The 16086-nt window shown below is 44.8% G+C and carries 19 protein-coding genes and 1 tRNA gene; 11 read left to right on the plus strand and 9 right to left on the minus strand.

The window, feature by feature from the left end:
• Nucleotides 1–38 precede the first annotated feature (38 nt).
• The 4 genes from GM612_RS05215 to GM612_RS05230 are packed head-to-tail and all read right to left on the minus strand — an operon-like array spanning nt 39 to nt 3845.
• The gene (locus GM612_RS05215) at nt 39–1115 is read right to left on the minus strand and encodes an ABC transporter substrate-binding protein (RefSeq protein WP_155431330.1); all 1077 of its coding nucleotides are present in this window, start codon (nt 1113–1115) and stop codon (nt 39–41) included.
• Entirely contained in the window at nt 1112–1924 is an 813-nt protein-coding gene (locus GM612_RS05220; RefSeq protein ID WP_155431331.1) for an ABC transporter permease, read from the minus strand. The genes GM612_RS05215 and GM612_RS05220 overlap by 4 nt, the downstream gene beginning before the upstream one ends.
• Complete coding sequence (locus GM612_RS05225; RefSeq protein WP_155431332.1) at nt 1921–2742, minus strand: ABC transporter permease; 822 nt, start codon at nt 2740–2742, stop codon at nt 1921–1923. Before GM612_RS05225 ends, GM612_RS05220 begins: the two co-directional genes overlap by 4 nt.
• Nucleotides 2739–3845, minus strand: coding sequence for an ABC transporter ATP-binding protein (locus tag GM612_RS05230; RefSeq protein ID WP_155431333.1), 1107 nt, complete (start codon nt 3843–3845; stop codon nt 2739–2741). The genes GM612_RS05225 and GM612_RS05230 overlap by 4 nt, the downstream gene beginning before the upstream one ends.
• A 286-nt stretch (nt 3846–4131) precedes the next feature.
• Between GM612_RS05230 and GM612_RS05235 the strand changes: the two genes are divergently transcribed.
• The 3 genes from GM612_RS05235 (at nt 4132) to GM612_RS05245 (ending at nt 6277) form a co-directional block, all read left to right on the plus strand.
• Nucleotides 4132–4812 carry a Crp/Fnr family transcriptional regulator gene (locus GM612_RS05235; RefSeq protein WP_246147578.1) on the plus strand — a complete coding sequence of 227 codons (681 nt, stop codon included), beginning with the start codon at nt 4132–4134 and terminating at the stop codon, nt 4810–4812.
• 56 nt (nt 4813–4868) lie between these two features.
• Nucleotides 4869–4941: transfer RNA gene (locus GM612_RS05240), tRNA-Ala, on the plus strand.
• Between the two features lie 664 nt (nt 4942–5605).
• Nucleotides 5606–6277 (plus strand): hypothetical protein, encoded by a 672-nt coding sequence (locus GM612_RS05245; protein WP_155431335.1) that lies wholly within the window; start codon nt 5606–5608, stop codon nt 6275–6277.
• A gap of 119 nt (nt 6278–6396) precedes the next feature.
• Here GM612_RS05245 and GM612_RS05250 read toward each other — a convergent pair whose 3' ends face one another.
• Nucleotides 6397–7101, minus strand: coding sequence for an MIP/aquaporin family protein (locus GM612_RS05250; protein WP_155431336.1), 705 nt, complete (start codon nt 7099–7101; stop codon nt 6397–6399).
• A gap of 282 nt (nt 7102–7383) precedes the next feature.
• Nucleotides 7384–7755: a hypothetical protein gene (locus tag GM612_RS05255; RefSeq protein ID WP_155431337.1), complete on the minus strand. Its 372-nt coding sequence runs from the start codon at nt 7753–7755 to the stop codon at nt 7384–7386.
• A gap of 173 nt (nt 7756–7928) precedes the next feature.
• Here GM612_RS05255 and GM612_RS05260 point away from each other — a divergent pair, with 173 nt between their 5' ends.
• From GM612_RS05260 to GM612_RS05275, 4 genes are all read left to right on the plus strand, one after another.
• Nucleotides 7929–9380, plus strand: a complete 1452-nt coding sequence (locus GM612_RS05260; protein WP_155431338.1) for an MFS transporter — start codon at nt 7929–7931, stop codon at nt 9378–9380.
• A complete protein-coding gene (locus GM612_RS05265; RefSeq protein ID WP_155431339.1) occupies nt 9381–10067 on the plus strand; it encodes a YjjG family noncanonical pyrimidine nucleotidase in 687 nt (228 codons plus the stop codon).
• Between the two features lie 375 nt (nt 10068–10442).
• Nucleotides 10443–11609, plus strand: a complete 1167-nt coding sequence (locus GM612_RS05270; protein WP_155431340.1) for a hypothetical protein — start codon at nt 10443–10445, stop codon at nt 11607–11609.
• 13 nt (nt 11610–11622) lie between these two features.
• On the plus strand, nt 11623–11958 hold the full coding sequence (locus GM612_RS05275) for a CusA/CzcA family heavy metal efflux RND transporter (RefSeq protein ID WP_155431341.1): 336 nt from the start codon (nt 11623–11625) through the stop codon (nt 11956–11958).
• Nucleotides 11959–12017: 59 nt separating this feature from the next.
• On the opposite strand, the gene GM612_RS05280 is transcribed toward GM612_RS05275, so the two are convergent.
• A complete protein-coding gene (locus tag GM612_RS05280) occupies nt 12018–12857 on the minus strand; it encodes a DegV family protein (protein WP_155431342.1) in 840 nt (279 codons plus the stop codon).
• A 147-nt stretch (nt 12858–13004) separates the two neighbouring features.
• Here GM612_RS05280 and GM612_RS05285 point away from each other — a divergent pair, with 147 nt between their 5' ends.
• Together GM612_RS05285 and GM612_RS05290 are read left to right on the plus strand one after the other, a co-directional pair.
• Entirely contained in the window at nt 13005–13178 is a 174-nt protein-coding gene (locus tag GM612_RS05285) for a hypothetical protein (protein WP_155431343.1), read from the plus strand.
• An 11-nt stretch (nt 13179–13189) separates the two neighbouring features.
• Nucleotides 13190–13684: an O-acetyl-ADP-ribose deacetylase gene (locus GM612_RS05290; RefSeq protein WP_155431344.1), complete on the plus strand. Its 495-nt coding sequence runs from the start codon at nt 13190–13192 to the stop codon at nt 13682–13684.
• Nucleotides 13685–13789: 105 nt separating this feature from the next.
• On the opposite strand, the gene GM612_RS05295 is transcribed toward GM612_RS05290, so the two are convergent.
• On the minus strand, nt 13790–13978 hold the full coding sequence (locus GM612_RS05295) for an LBP_cg2779 family protein (RefSeq protein ID WP_155431345.1): 189 nt from the start codon (nt 13976–13978) through the stop codon (nt 13790–13792).
• A gap of 276 nt (nt 13979–14254) precedes the next feature.
• On the opposite strand from GM612_RS05295, the gene GM612_RS12400 reads away from it, so the two are divergent.
• Together GM612_RS12400 and GM612_RS05305 are read left to right on the plus strand one after the other, a co-directional pair.
• Nucleotides 14255–14899, plus strand: a complete 645-nt coding sequence (locus GM612_RS12400; RefSeq protein ID WP_246147580.1) for a C40 family peptidase — start codon at nt 14255–14257, stop codon at nt 14897–14899.
• Between the two features lie 102 nt (nt 14900–15001).
• Nucleotides 15002–15601 (plus strand): hypothetical protein, encoded by a 600-nt coding sequence (locus tag GM612_RS05305; RefSeq protein ID WP_155431346.1) that lies wholly within the window; start codon nt 15002–15004, stop codon nt 15599–15601.
• A gap of 79 nt (nt 15602–15680) precedes the next feature.
• On the opposite strand, the gene GM612_RS05310 is transcribed toward GM612_RS05305, so the two are convergent.
• Nucleotides 15681–16031 carry a hypothetical protein gene (locus GM612_RS05310; RefSeq protein WP_155431347.1) on the minus strand — a complete coding sequence of 117 codons (351 nt, stop codon included), beginning with the start codon at nt 16029–16031 and terminating at the stop codon, nt 15681–15683.
• Nucleotides 16032–16086: the final 55 nt, after the last annotated feature.

Here is a 16086-nt window from a genome sequence, read left to right on the forward strand (position 1 = left end):
CTCTTTAGACTTATTTTAGAGCTTTTGATGGTGAAATATCAATGTGTGTGCATCTTAAACTCCAGGTACAAATCATTATAACGCCCGACCAACTGCGGTGACAAATTTTGATAAATTTGGAGGTGGGCCATGGTCTTTGCATCCGGGTAAAATTGGCGGTCATCACGAACCGCTTTTGGCAGCAATTCCCTAGCCTTTTCGTTTGGTGTGGCGTAGCCTACGTACCTAGCGTTTTGAGCCGCGTTCTTTGGTTCCATCATGAAGTTTAAAAACGCATAGATGGCAGCGTAATGCTTAGCCGTTTTAGGAATCACTAAATTATCAAACCACAAATTACTGCCTTCAGACGGTACGACGTAATGCAAATGAGAGTTGTTTGCCATCATTTCACTAGCTTCCCCAGACCAGTCGACTGCCAATGCAGATTCGTTTTCGGCCATGTACATCTTAATTTCATCAGCCACAATGGCCTTGACGTTTGGACTAAGCCTGTCTAACTTATTTTTCGCCGCCAGTAATTGGCTGTTATTAGTAGTGTTCATAGAATCACCATTTGACGCCAGCGCAAAGCCTAAAATGTCTCGCGCCGAGTCGACTAACATGATCTGGTTGCGGTACTTTGGCGACCAAAGATCGTTCCAGTGCTTGATTTGACCAGACCGAACGTATTTATCATTATAAATAATTCCTAGCGTGCCCCAAAAGTAGGGGATTGAATAGCGATTATGCGGGTCAAAATCGAGGTTCATTAAGCGGGGATCAAAATTCTGCATACCTTTAAGCCGTGAACGATCTAAGGGCTTAAGTAGGTGAGCGGCCCGCATTTTTTCAATCATGTAGTCGCTGGGAACGGTGAGGTCGTAACTGGTGCCACCCTGCTTGATCTTGGTATACATCGCTTCATTACTATCAAACGTCTCCACGTTCACGTGGTAGCCTGTTTCGCGCTGAAATTTTTGAATTAAGCTCGGATCGATATAGTCGCCCCAGTTGTAGAGGTTAAGCACTTTATTGCCGCCACCGCTATTGTCGGTTGCTTCTAGCCGATTAGCAGAAAAACCCAGTAAACCGCAAACGGCTAGGATGGCAATGGCAAGTCCAAGTAATCGTTTCATTTGGCTACGCCTCGCTTTCGCTTAAGCATCCTGCGCTGATGGGATTGGCTGACAAAGTAGTAGCCCAGGATCAGACCTAAAGTCAAGACGAACAATAGACCAGACAAGGCGTTGATCTCCAGACTGATTCCCTGACGAGCCCGTGAGTAAATTTCAACGGACAACGTTGTAAAGCCATTGCCGGTTACGAAGAAGGTGACTGCAAAGTCGTCTAGTGAATAGGTGAGTGCCATAAAGAAACCGGAGAAAATTCCGGGCGTGATAAACGGAATGATGACCTCCCTTAAAATCTGTGCCTGATTAGCACCTAAGTCGGCCGCTGCATCCAGCATGCTGCTGTTTAGTTCCTTTAACCGTGGCAGAACCATTAAGACAACGATTGGAATGGAAAAGGCAATGTGGCTGAGTAGTACGGAAGTAAAGCCTAATGGGATACTTAACGTTGTGAAAAAGATCAGAAAGCTTGCGCCAATGATAACGTCTGGTGAGACAATCAAAATATTGTTCAATGATAATAATGTATTTTTAAAAAATGGTCGGCTGGTCTGCTGGATCCAAAGCGTTCCTAGCGTGCCAATGATAGTCGATATTAAGGCCGACAGGAGCGCAATCAGCAGTGTTTGCAGGACAATGGCAATCAGCCTAGTATCGGCGAATAACTCACCGTAATGGGAGAGTGTGAAGCCGTTAAAGTGATCCATCGTAGTCCCGCTGTTAAATGAGTACACCACGAGAAAAATGATTGGGGCGTACAAGACGATGAAAACTAAGATTAAATATAGGTTGGACCAGTGTATGCGCTTGGTCATCGTACTCGCCCCCCGTCAGCTTGCCGATCACCTGTCAACATCATAATAATGACCATGGCGATGATCAGCACAACTCCAATGGTTGAGCCCATTCCCCAGTTCATGGTCGTCAAAAAGTGCTCTTCGATGGCAGTCCCCAGGGTGATAACCTTGTTTCCGCCAATCAGCCGAGTCAACATGAAAAGTGATAACGACGGGATGAAGACGGACTGAACGCCAGCCTTCACACCGGGAAGTGTTAGCGGCCAAATGACCTTGCTGAAGGTTTGCCAACTGGTCGCGCCAAGGTCACGACTGGCATTGATATACGAATCACTCACGTCATCAATCGAATTGTAGATCGGTAGGATCATGAACGGTATCTGGATATAGGTGGCCACAAAAACGAAACTGAAGTTAGTAAAGAGAATCTGCTGCGGAGCAATGCCGAAGAGACCTAGAAATTGATTAACGACGCCAGACTGGCTAAAGATGCCGATGAACGCGTAAGCCTTGAGCAACAAGTTGATCCAAGTGGGTAGAATCGTTAGGAGTAGCCATAATTGGCGGTGCTTGAGTTGGTGAATGTAATAGGCTGCTGGGTAGCTAATCAGCAGGGTGAATACAGTGATCAAAAAGGCCCACCACAGGGAGTTCACGGTCATCATTAAATAAGTGCCAGACTTGAAATAAGTTTCATAATTGGCCAGTGTAAAATGGTGGTTGAGATTTAGGAAAGACTGGTAGATAATCAGGCCCACGGGGGCAATCACGAAGAGGCCGATCCACAGACCGTACGGAATATAATAGCCCCAATTGGCGTACTGACGACGGCTCATGTGTGTGCCTCCTCTCCATCTTCGTACTTTTCCAGGCGGGCGTCGAATTCTTCTTCGGACTCGTGCAGTCGCATGACGTGAATGTCGTAGGGCTCAAAGGTCAGTCCGACTTTTTGACCAGCCACTGCGGGATTGGTTGAGTGAATCAGCCATTCGTTTTGGTCTTCATCGTACGCCACGATCTCATGGTAGTCACCACGGAAAAGCTGGCTGTCAATTGTCACGGTGAGTTTTCCCTGCTCTGGCGTCGTAATGTCCAGATCTTCTGGGCGCAGGACCACTTCGACGGGTTCGTTAGGCTTCATGCCAGCGTCCGCGCACTCGAATTGTTTGCCGACAAATTCAACTTCATAATCCTTGATCATGGTGCCTGATAAAATATTGCTTTCGCCAATAAAATCGGCGACAAAATGGTTGATCGGTTCGTCGTAAATATCGACCGGCGTGCCGCTTTGCAAAACCAGACCCGTATTCATCACAAAAATGTCATCACTCATGGCCAGCGCTTCTTCTTGATCGTGGGTCACAAAGAGAAAGGTGATGCCCAAACTTTGCTGCAAATCACGTAATTCGTACTGCATATCTCGTCGCAGTTTAGCATCAAGGGCGGATAACGGCTCATCTAGCAGTAGCATCCGCGGTTTTAGCACAATGGCTCGGGCAATGGCTACCCGTTGCTGCTGGCCACCGGAAAGCTCGCTGATGGCACGTTCACCATAGCCTTGTAGTTGCACGGATGCTAATGCATCTTGAACACGAGTCTTGATTTCAGCTTTACTTAACTGATTTTGCATTCGCAGGCCAAACGCCACGTTTTCATTCACGTTCATGTGAGGGAAAAGGGCGTAATCTTGAAACACGGTGTTCACTTTGCGCTTATTTGCGGGTAGGTCGTTGATCCGTTGGCCGTCAAATAAAACGTCGCCTTCAGTGGCGTCGGTAAACCCGGCAATGATCCGTAAAATGGTCGTCTTCCCACAGCCAGAAGGACCTAGTAGGGTGTAAAATTTACCCTCCTCAAGTTCAATGTTGATGCCCTTCAAAACTTCGGTATCACCATAGCGTTTATGAATGTTTTTTAATCGAATAATTGGCTCAGTCATGTCGTCCTCCTAAGGTGCGGTGAGTGGTTTTAAGGGGCTCTCAGAAAGCACCGCTCCATCGCAAATAAAGGTTTTGGCTAAAGTGTAGCACCTTGCCTCTAAACTGCACATATTTAAACTTCTGATTCTGTCAAAATGCAGTTTTCAGTTGCCTCGAACTATTATACGGATTCAGACCATCGTTGGCTATAAAAATTACTTGATTTACGTCAAGTCAAATTACTTTCTAATGTTTTATAATTAGGTAGAATAAGTTGGTAGAGATGAACCGATGGGAGGATCCGTTATGTTAGATCATCATGATGCAGTTGCCTGCGTAAAATTAGTCCCGATTTTTCAATCATTAGACCATCAAACTTTAGCTGCTGTGGCTGACCTGGTGCAGGAACGCCACGTTGCTAAGGGCGAGTTCGTGTTCTTAGCTGGTGACCGAGCTAACTCACTGATCATTCTTGCCCGGGGCCAAGTCAAGGTCAGTCAAAGCTCACCAAGTGGGCGTGAGCAAATGATTCGGTTGCTGAAAACCGGCGATTTTGACGGCGAATCGGTGCTGTTTGAAGATTCCGAGCGGCAAACCAGTGCGGAAGCGTTGACTGATACCCAAATCTGTATGATTACGCGAGCTGATTTTCAGCAATTGATTAACGATTCGCCAGCTGTGGCGGTCAATATGTTAAATACATTGGGCAAGCGGGTTTCACAGTTGGAGGCTCAAGCAGCTGCAACGTTAACAACAAGCGTTGGCGAACGGCTGGCAAACTACTTAGTGGAGACTAGTTCTGAACTGGAGAAGCAAGACTTTGACCTGCCGTTGCAGAAAAAGGATCTGGCAGCTTATCTGGGGACGTCTCCGGAGACAATTAGCCGTAAACTCAAGCAGTTCTCAACGGATGGTTTGATTACCCAGAAGGGGCGCAATCACATTACGCTTTGTAACGTGGACGGTTTGATGATGGTCGACAGCTAACACATTGCGCTTAACACGCTGGCAGACAAGTGGTAATCTAATAAGTGTAATTATTTGGGTCCATAGCTCAGTTGGGAGAGCGCCTGCTTCGCATGCAGGAGGTCGACGGTTCAAGTCCGTTTGGATCCATTGAGAATTAGATTACGGTTGAGATGAACTGTTGAATGCTAATCAATTCGTTTTTGAAATTGAACAAGATCGATTTAGTTGAGTTTTGAAGACGTTAAAGCAACTAAGAAGCGCCCTGACATTGTGATCAGGGCGCTTTTTAAGTGACTTAAGAACTGACTTCAAATGTGCGAGAAAAGGGTCTTGGTGTGGTGACTATGAATGAGATAAATGAATATCCGTGCTTAACTAACGAGTCAATAACGTCATTTTGAGTCATTACTAGACATTAATTTCACAATATCTAATTTTGAATGTCGCATTATAAGGGGTGTTTTGACCTTTTAAATATTCGGTCTTCACAAACTGAAGGGAAACGGATACAATAGTATTAGTTACCTTGTAAGCGATTCCATAATACTTGATATTAACCTAGCTAGTACTATTATCTCTTCTTGAGCAGGTAACGACGGGAACTTGCAGGAACCCGGAATAATTATTTTACAGTCATAACAAAAAGCCCAATTCAAGGGCTTTTTTGTTTGCTTTCAGTTTAACTTTTAAAATTAAGGTGGTCTTAATCAAGTGATTGCCAGAAAACTGCCTATTTTCATTGTGTTCCCGTCTTATTAATGATAGGCTCATGACGGGTCAATTAAAACGAATCATTTAAGGAGGAAGCAGGATGTTTAAACGGATGGGTACAAAAATATTAGTCGCAGCTACAATGGTTATTGGGGGATTTGCTGCCATTCAGCAGCCAACCGTGGCACATGCTTCAAAAACGTTTTCATCTATACCAGGCGGCCATTTTCAGAGTGCTAAGGCGCAGTATGCCTTTCACTTCCAAGCAATTAAAGCGGGTAATAAGACGGGACTTATGCTGGTCTTTGGGGATTTTAAGAATGCCTCGGTACGTTACGCAGTGCCAGTAAAAAGTGCCGCTAGCAAAAATCATAGAACGTTAAACATCTACTACCGCGTAGAGAGCCTAAAGGGTAAGCTGGGTAAGACAAACTATAAGATGAGTATTTACAAGTATAGTAATACGAAGTACCGCGTCAAACTGTACAATTATAAGAGTGGCCTCTTCCCAAGCTACAAGGGAACTGCTTATACTTTTAAATTAACAAAGAGTTCGCCAGCAAAAACGTTTGCTAACAAATACACCAAACCTAAACTGACTAAATCGCTAACTGCGGCACTGACCCAGTATGTGGCGCAGCAGTACGCGGCCGGTAAAGCCTCGCAAGATCCAAACGATCCCCAGGTGAAAGCAGCCATTACGAAAGCTGCTAACAACACTTTAAATAAGGATATTACTGCACTATTAAACTCGTATAATTTAAACTCCTAGAATTGTCTAAAAGTAAGGGGCACATGATCAAGATGATCATGTGTCCCTTTTTGCAAATAGTCGTGTGTAAATTTGACCATATGATATCGCTTTAATCCGAATTATCCGACCGTGTATTTTCATTTAATTGCCGTTTCAATCGCTGCTGCAATTACGCCTCCAACGAGCGGTCCACACATCGGTACCCACGCATAGTTCCAGTTTGCTGAACCTTTGTTTGGTACCGGCATAATGGTATAAGCAAATCGCGGTGCCCAGTCACGTGCTGGATTGATGGCAAAGCCGGTGGTTGTACCAAGGCTAGTGCCAATGACAAAGATCAGCATACCGACGATAAAAGGTTTTAAGCCAGTAGTAAAGTTGCCGAGGTTTAGCAAAATGAAAACGAAACTAAACGTGGCGATCACTTCTGATAAAAAGTTGAACAGTGGTGATTTAATCGCTGGCACAGTGGCAAAGATGCCGACGGAATTCCCCGATTTGGAACTAGTGGCTTTAAAATGGGGCGTAAATTGAATGATCACCACGACCGCACCAACGAAGGCACCCAGAAACTGTCCCGCCAAATATGGCAGCACTTCATGCCAAGGAAAAAGGCCAAACAGTGCGTACGGGATGGTGACGGCCGGATTCAAATGACCATCTGAACCCAATAACCCGGCAACGTAAACGCCCATGGTCACGGCCATCCCCCAAGATAGGCAGACAAAAGTCCAATTAGACCCAGTTGCGTACGTTTTCTTTAAGTTAACGCCGGCCCCAGAACCAGTCCCTAAGATGATCAGAATAGCCGTGCCAAAAAATTCCCCGATAAAGCCCTGCATATTGACACCCACCTTTATAGAATAATTAGAATTACAAACATCCTTATTCTAGCAGGTTGAAAACGCTATTACAAAGTGAAATTAGCCTCATAAGTACGACCTGAAATGAAAGCGGAACGTGATCGATGCTGAAATTGGTTGGTGAGACAGACAGCAGGCAAGTTTGATTGAGCTTTCAAACTTACCTGCTGAAATGATAACTTTTTTAAGTAAATGGTCAAATTTCCGAAATGTTTTAAATGACGTTTGAATGGGCGTGAACCGTCTCCTTAAATCAGAACTTTAGCCGTGTCGGACAGAACGATAGCCACCACTTCGGCGCCCCTTAACCGCCTTGCGCTTGAACTTTGGTTTGGCATTGTCAGCCTCAAAACGAAAGTGGTGCATCTTACCAGCAAATGGTTGGCCGCTCATTCGAATTCGTAGCCAGGACTGCATGGTTTGAATCATTGCTTTGGCATTTTCAACTTGAACTGGTTGTTCGTCTTTTTCCGCAGTTGGTAAAATATTATCTTGAATCTGTTTGACTAGTTTTTGGTGATAGGCGACTAGATCTGCGGTCAATGGTGCCTGTGCGTACTGGTTAAATAAATTTTCGATAAACCGAAGGGCGTCCTTTGGGCTTTCCGGTTGGTAATAACGTTCATTTGTCATGTTTTCCACCTCGTTTAATAGGATAGCAGGCCGGTTCCTCAGAAGCAAGAGGACGACTGCTGTAACGGGTGATCAGCCAACCAATCACCGTTGGAAATGCTTGAAAATCACGCTAATAAAGCGTAGATTTATTGTTGGCTTTGGAGAAATAAATGGAACAGGAGTTGTGAAAATTGGCTGAAAACAGTTTTCTAACTGATCAGCAGGTCCAAAAGCACCGTTGGTGGATACTGGCAGCGGTGGGGTTGTTTACGTTTATGTCGACCCTGGATGCCAGTATCGTTAACATTGCACTGCCCGTTATTTCCCGGGATCTTAAGGTACCGATGAACCAGGCTGAGTGGGTCGTTTCAATCTACTTAATTGTCATTTGTTCGTTACTGCTATTGTTTGGGAAACTTGGCGATTCACTTGGTAAGATTCGAATTTTTCGAATCGGAACGGTTTTATTCGTTATTGGTTCTTTATTTGCAGGCTTCAACGGCAGCTTTCCATTGCTACTGACAGCCCGGGTCGTGCAAGCGTTAGGGGCATCCATGACGATGTCTGCCAATAACGGTATCATTACTGAAGTTTTTCCATTTAACGAACGTGGCCGTGCACTTGGAATGATCGGTTCGTTCGTGGCCCTGGGATCGATTGCCGGACCTGGTTTGGGTGGCATCGTTTTGGCGCACTTAACGTGGGGTTACATTTTTTGGTTGAACGTTCCGATCGGGATTGTTACGATTATTGTTGGTCAACTGATTTTGCCCAAAGATATTACGATGTCGCACGAAAGAATTGACCGGATCGGTGCATTCACCATGGCCTGTTTTATGGTCGCTCTCTTTGTTGGCATCTTTTTGGGTCAAGAAATTGGCTTCGCTAACCCCGTTATTCTCGGCTTCTTCGCGGTGGCCTTGATTGTTGGCCTGATTTTTGTCAGAACGGAAAACCGACAAACAAATCCGTTATTATCATTTAGTTTATTTAAAAACGGCGCTTTTACCATGAGCCTGCTGTGTGGTTTTCTCATCTTTGTGACCAACTTCTTCTTCAATGTCATTGCCCCATTTTATTTGGAAAATGCCCGTCAGCTGCCCGCCAATTATGCGGGATACATTCTAATGGCTTTTCCAATCGTGCAGGTGATCGTTGCGCCTTTAGCCGGCACAGTTTCAGACCACATTGGTCCAGAGCTGATCACTTTTGCAGGGCTAGTGTTAATTCTATTCAGTCAAATCGGTTATATGCTGGTTGACTTAGGCACACCAATCTGGCTGTTCGTCGCCAACGTTGGTTTCGTTGGGCTGGGGAACGGTATCTTTCAAGCACCCAATAATACGATTGTTATGAATGCGGTGGAGCCGAGTGATCTTGGTATTGCCGGTGGCATGAATGCCCTGGTGCGAAACCTAGGGATGGTCGTTGGCATTTCATTAGCCACCACCGTTCTGTTCGCCGCAATGAGTCATGCTCGCGGGGCAAAAGTGACGACTTTTCTGAATGGCCATCCAGATATTTTCATCTACGGCATGCATGTGTCGTTCTTAATTGCCGCCTTGATTTGTGCGGTTGCAACAGCCATCACCGGTTACCGCTTGATCAAGCGGCCCAAACTTCACTCAAAGGGGATCTCATGAATGAGTTATCAAAACCTACTTTTCGATATTGACGATACGTTATTAAACTTTCAGGCTGCTGAAAAGCAGGCTTTAGGAGGCTTATTTAAAGAATTGGATCAGCCACTAACGCCTGCAACCTACGCCTACTATCACAAATTAAACATTTCATTATGGCAACAATTTGAGCGCAGAGAGATCGATAAGCCAACGCTGCTAGTTCAACGCTTCACCACTTTATTTACCCATTTAGGCGAACCAAATATCGATGGCAAACGGATGGAAGAACGTTACCGTTTTTACCTGTCACAGGGTCATGAACCAATGCCTCACGCGCCGGAAGTCTTGACTGATCTCAGCCGCAACCATGACCTTTACGTTGTGACGAACGGCGTCGCCAAGACACAGCAAAAACGCCTAACCGAAGCTCACTTTAACCACTTCTTTAAGCGGGTTTTTATTTCAGAGCTAGTTGGTGCTCAAAAACCGGAGAGGGCCTTCTTTCAGCGAGTGACGGCCCACATCCAGGCCTATCAGCCTGAACAGACGTTAGTGATTGGTGATTCCTTAAGCTCTGACATTCAAGGGGCTGAGAGCTTCGGTCTAGATTCGGTTTGGTTTAACCCAGATCACCAGCCCAACAAAACCAACGTCAAGCCGACTTTCGAGATCGACCAGTTAACTGATTTGGAAAAAATCGTCGCTTGAGACGACTTAAATTCATCATAATGAAGCCAGAAATCACGAATTAGCTTTCAAATGATTCCTGGCTTTTAGACTCTACTAAGACTATTTACGTTGCTTGTGTGACCACTTTGGCAATAGTGACTTTACCCAGCCAAACAGTGGTCCCCAATTCATAAGCCCACCAGAACTTGGGGGTGTCTTTACGTTGACTTTAATTTCTGGTAGACTATGGCGACTAGTATTTTTATGGGGTTCTGGCATCATTTACCTCCTTGCAGGAACGGATGAAAAACTAACTGTATTTTAACTCAAATCAATTGTTTTCCGCAGCTAAAAAGCGTAGGATTTCAGTGTTATACTTGATTTAATTATCTCAAAATGAAGGGTGGGGTACCAATGAACTCAATCATGAGTGACTTGCAATACGCGTTACAGCGTCAGGCTTTAGTAAACGTGTATCAACAGCAGCAAGACATTGTTTATACTGGCTATGTGACGATTGTTGACGACCAAGGCATTATTTTGACCACTTTCGATGATAGCGGTAGCGAAGATGGTGCCGTTTACCTCACTTATAAAGTGATCGACTTCGTGGAATTTGAAAGTGACGACCTCGATAGCATGCGTTTTCGAATTGAAAACGCTGCTAGTGAGCACTTTTTCACGTTTGGCAAAATGACCACGAAGTTCAATTTAAAGCGGTCTTTGATCCGTCAAGTACTTGAAGCCGCTATGGTGGATGAAAGTGCGATCATGGTGTTAGACCACAATAGCGGTGAACTTAACGAGGGTGAAGTGACCCGGATATCAGAACATGATTTCGATTTTCGAATTTTTGATAAATTCAAGCTGGAAGACCATCCGCAGTTAGTGCTGTCATTTAAAGATGTGGCATTGATCGAGTTCGAAGGTAAGGAATTGACTTTACAAACGGCGTCAATGGGTTACATTCAAACCCTACCACCCGTCAAAACACTGTCAGTTAATAGCTTAACTGATATTGCGGCATCGCTGCAGGAAGCCCAAAGGACGCAGCGTCTAATTTCCTTGGTGCCAGTTGGCGACCCGGAAATGTTTTACGTTGGTCGAGTGAATACGGTGGGTGCTGACTCGGTTGTTATCAATTTAGTTGATATGACGGGGCAGTTCGGCGGATATTGGCTGGTTAAATTACCAGCAATCGAACAGGTCACTACCCAGTCAGATTACCTGGAGGTCATGAAGACCTACATGATGCTGAATAAGAATTTGGGTGTGACTGCTCAGCCAGGTCTCAATGATGAACGCTTATTTGACGCTGGCGATAACTTGTTCCAAGAGATTTTAGCTCAGGCAGCTAAGTTTCAGCGTGTTGTGCGTTTGCAACTAGATGATCAGCAGAGTGTGATTGGTTATATTAGTAAATTTGGCGGCCAGCAAATTATCTTCCACCAGATCGAACAGGGGACGGTCATTGATCCGCTGGGCACCATTGTTGAACTCGATGACATCGATGAAATTGCATTTGATTACATGGATGCAATGTTAACTGAAAAGCAACTTCGCAATCAAGGCGAACTTTAGGGAGGCAATTAGATTGTTTGAGAAATGGCAGCGACTACCAAAGTGGTTTAGAGATACGATGCAAATCATTGTGCCAATGGTCATTTTACTGATTATTTACGACTTGCTATCGCCGCAGTTTACCCACCGGCCATATTCGATAACAACCCTGATCTCGTTTCCCTTTCAAGTCATTGTTGGTTTTGCACTAGTTGCCATCTATAACTACTTTAAGATTCGTTCTCAAGAAAAAGCCAAAGCCCAAAAGGCCGAGGCGGAGCGAATCGAACGGTTACGAAAAGAACAGCAAAAACGCCAGCACGAAGAAAATAGTCAACGTAATCGTGCCGTCCAGCAACACCGAAATTAAATTAAATAGGCGCCGAAAACGGATTTTAAGATTCGTTTTTGACGCCTTTTTATCTCCAGTTAATCAGTGTAGAACTCAATTGCTAGGGCGCCAACACTGGTATAGGTGCTGATGACCGGACCGGCTTCGTGAATTGTCACTTGAGTGTCTGGTAACGCTTCTTTGATCCGGTTAGCAATCTCACTTGTTTGTGTCAGGTTATCGACGTGGGTCAAACCAACTTTAGGCGGGGCTTCCGTCTTGATTCGATCGACCAGTTCATTGATCTCTTTGCGGATGAAACGTTTACCACGGCCCCTAGCCGCTACGCGCAACTCGCCATCGGTTAGTTCGGCCACGACTTTAATGTTGAGTAAGTTAGCGATTCCACCAGCAGCGCGACTGATACGACCGCCCTTGATTAAATTTTCCAGGGTGTTCAAAAACACGTAGATTTCCGTATGAGATCTATGCAGTTCAATGGCGTTAAGGATGGTTTCCATCGGCGCACCATTTTGCGCCAGTTTAGCGGCGGTGATCACTTGAAATGCCAGTCCCCGGTCAATTGAAAGCGAGTCGATCACTGTGACTTTTGTATCAGACATTTCGGCCGCCTGTCGGGCAGCGTTTACAGTTCCACTTAAAAAGTGGGTCAGGTTTAAGCACAGCACCTCATCACCGTTTTCGCCTAAACGATCAAAGACTTCCAAAAATTGACCAATTGAGGGTTGAGAGGTTTTCGGTAGCTCTTCATCAGTGACCAGGTGACTTAAAAATTGCGCGTTAGTGATCTGGACGCCGTCGTTTAAAAATTCCTGGGTTCCCAGGCGAACGATCAGTGGTACCACGGTAATTGGGAGTGTTGCTAATTCTTCGTCGGTAAGTTGGACGGTTGAATCCGTCACGATTTGAATAGACATTAGTCGACCTCTTTTCAAAGATTAAGGGCGTTAACAATTCAAGTGCATTTTCATTCATTATTTGCCTCATTGGCTGTATACTAGGACGTATATACTACGGATATTATACCGTACTTATTTACAAATACACGAAAGATGGGCTAAAAAATGACAGATTCGGATATTCAACACACGAAAGACGACGCTGACAAAAAGCAGCCACCATTGAATCTCAATGATTTAGCGGCAAATCCAATGCGCGTCGGTATGGAGCGTTTAGCTAGGCGAAAACCAGCATTAAAGTCCAAGAAACGTCATTGGTGGTCGAAAAGGGCAAAGTAGGGGGTTCAAAATTGGCAAAATTAACGTTGATCAAGGGCGATATTACAAAGTTTCATGGTGATGCAATTGTGAACGCTGCCAACACTCGTTTGGCAGGTGGCGGCGGTGTCGATGGCGCCATCCATCGGGCCGCGGGGCCACAACTAGACGTTGCTTGTGCCAAGCTGCATGGCTGCCCAACGGGTGAAGCCAAGGTAACGCCTGGCTTTAATTTGCCAGCCAGAATTATTATTCACACTCCGGGTCCAATCTGGCGCGATGGTTCGTTTGAAGAGCCCAAGTTATTGCGTAGTTGCTATTTCAACAGTTTGTTACGGGCCGTCGAGAATAATTGCCAAACAGTTGCATTTCCATCAATCAGTACTGGTATCTACGGCTATCCGTTAGCAAGTGCCAGTCAGATTGCAGTCAAGACGATTCGAACGTTTGATCAACCGCTCGATGTCACCATGGTAGCGTTTGACGATCACACCTACCAAGCATTTCAAATTGCGATGAATCAATAGACGTCATTAAAGCATAAAAACAGCGGATAAGTTTGGTAAATGACTGAACTTATCCGCTGTTTTAGAATGATGATGGTGTGAATGAATCTTGAAAGACTCTCCGATTCAGTTAACCCCAATGAAATGATTTAAGACTGCAATTTCTTCTGTCGTTGGTTCGCTTTCCATCGACTTGATGTTGTGTAGACGCTCAACTGTGATGTGAAGATTTAAGGCCAACTCAGTATCTGTAAGATTATGCTTCTTTTGATATTGAATGATTTTTTCTGCCATACCGGTTACTTCTTGTTCCATAAATGTACCTCCACCTGATTTGACTTAAAACTAAACACAACTAACCTTGCTTTCATTATAAACGATTTTCGGGACAGCGCCAAAGAAATGGCGCGGTTGAACTGTTTTAGTTTACGTTGGCTATAAAATAGATGGGCGCTGGCACGGTGACAGCGATAAATTGTGGGCAGGTGTCCAGCAATCGAAATGTTACTGAAAGACAATTTTCGTGTAATCATTTCGATACATTATTTCTGTATCATTAACACTATCAATAATTAACATGAGGTGATAAATTTGAAACTAACACACAGTTTAATCGCGTTGGCTGCTGCAGTGACTTTAACAGGGGCAACTTTTACAACGGCTTCTGCGGCCACCCGATCAACAACGATTCAAGCATTACCCAATCAAAATGAGACTAAGGCGGCTCATGAAGCCGTCGAAAATGATGCTTCACAACCAGTAGCAACTACATCCACTTCTGATTCAACAACTACTCAACCATCTAGCTCGTCGACTGCAACCGATAACGTCGCAAGTTCTGCGACAGCTAGTAACGACCAAGCAACCACATCACGGGCAAAAGCCGTCGTGAATTTAGCTAAAAAGCTCGCTGGCATGAATATTCCCTACGTTTGGGGCGGTGAATCACTGAGCGGCATGGACTGTTCAGGCTTAACAGATTACGTTTACGCTCACGCGGCCAACATTCAACTTGGCCACTACACGGTGACACAAGAAAGTAAAGTGACCAAAAAGTCTGTAGCACAGGCCAAACCAGGTGATCTATTATTCTGGGGTCAAGCAGGGGCAACGTATCACGTCGCCATTTACATTGGCAATCACCAATTTGTGGCTGCGCCGCAACCAGGTCAAAACGTTGATATTGAGACCATTAGTAACTACTTCATGCCTAGTTTTGCGGGGACTGTAAAGTAACCTGAGTTTTCCCTCATCAGCGCTTCCCTGCATGGTATAATGAGCATAGAAAAAGCGGGAGGGGGAAGGCAGACCGCATAAAACGAGTTTGCCAAAACAATTATGAAACGATTGATTCGAGTGGTTTTACCACTAGCACTTTTAAGCCTCCTTGGCGGCTGCGGCTCTCAAACCAAGTCACACTCAGGTTCATCGTCGAAGACACCGTCAAGCAAGGTAGCCAAGCATTCTTCAAATCAGGCAAGTACTTCTAAACAACAGGCCGGGTCGGCTTCGACATCTGACTCCAGTAATAGCAATTCAGCTTCTAGCTCCTCGACAACCACAGGCAATTCAAGTTCAAAGACTTCGAACGCTACTAGTGGTTCTGCAGCAACGAGTACGACCAAGAGTCAGCAGCGTGGTGCTTCTGCTCAAAAAGCCAGCCCTGCAGTCTCACAGCAAACGATTGCCAGTCGAATCTCACGGTTACTTAGTAATCAGTATGCACCACAAGATTTAGCGATGCAGTTTAGTCAGTCTACAAATGGCACGTATACGGTTCAAGTTCAAGAGAATCACCAGTCACCAAACATGAAAGCTAAGGGTGCTGATCCGAATACCAGTCCCACTATTGCATGGTTTAAGACCAATACTTCCGGTCAGCTATTAAAGTCCACGGATGGTGGCGCAAGTTATCAAGTTGTTGGCAATGCTTATTAAAATCGTTTTTAAAAGGGCAATCGTAATTTTACGTTATTTCAGTAAAATTACGATTGCCCTTTTGTTATTTGAAATTCAATTACCATTTATTTTGACGACGTTTAACAACTGCTCTAAAGCTAAAGAGTGATTCAATAAAGGCAAAGAAGGCAATAAAGGCGATGATGGCCCATAGCCAACTGCCGTTTTGAACCAGTACGAAGTAGGCGATACCTAGTGAGCTAATGATTGTTATTAGCAATGATAACCAAAGCTGATTGACACCATAAAATGCATGGCCCACTGTCAGCACAATGGCACCTGTAAAGACTGTTTCAGCGCTGACGGCTGAACCCGCTTCATAAAATAGTGCGCCCACTTCAAGCAAGAAGCCTAGAACCATCACGATAATGCCAAATGCCGTTGTAAATTTAATCGGTCTTTGAGCCATAACAATCACCTTCTTGACCGTATTATAATTCTTTTAGGTCAAAAAGAAAGTAAAG

Origin of the sequence: Secundilactobacillus folii (assembly GCF_009720675.1) — a bacterium.
Lineage (GTDB): Bacteria > Bacillota > Bacilli > Lactobacillales > Lactobacillaceae > Secundilactobacillus > Secundilactobacillus folii.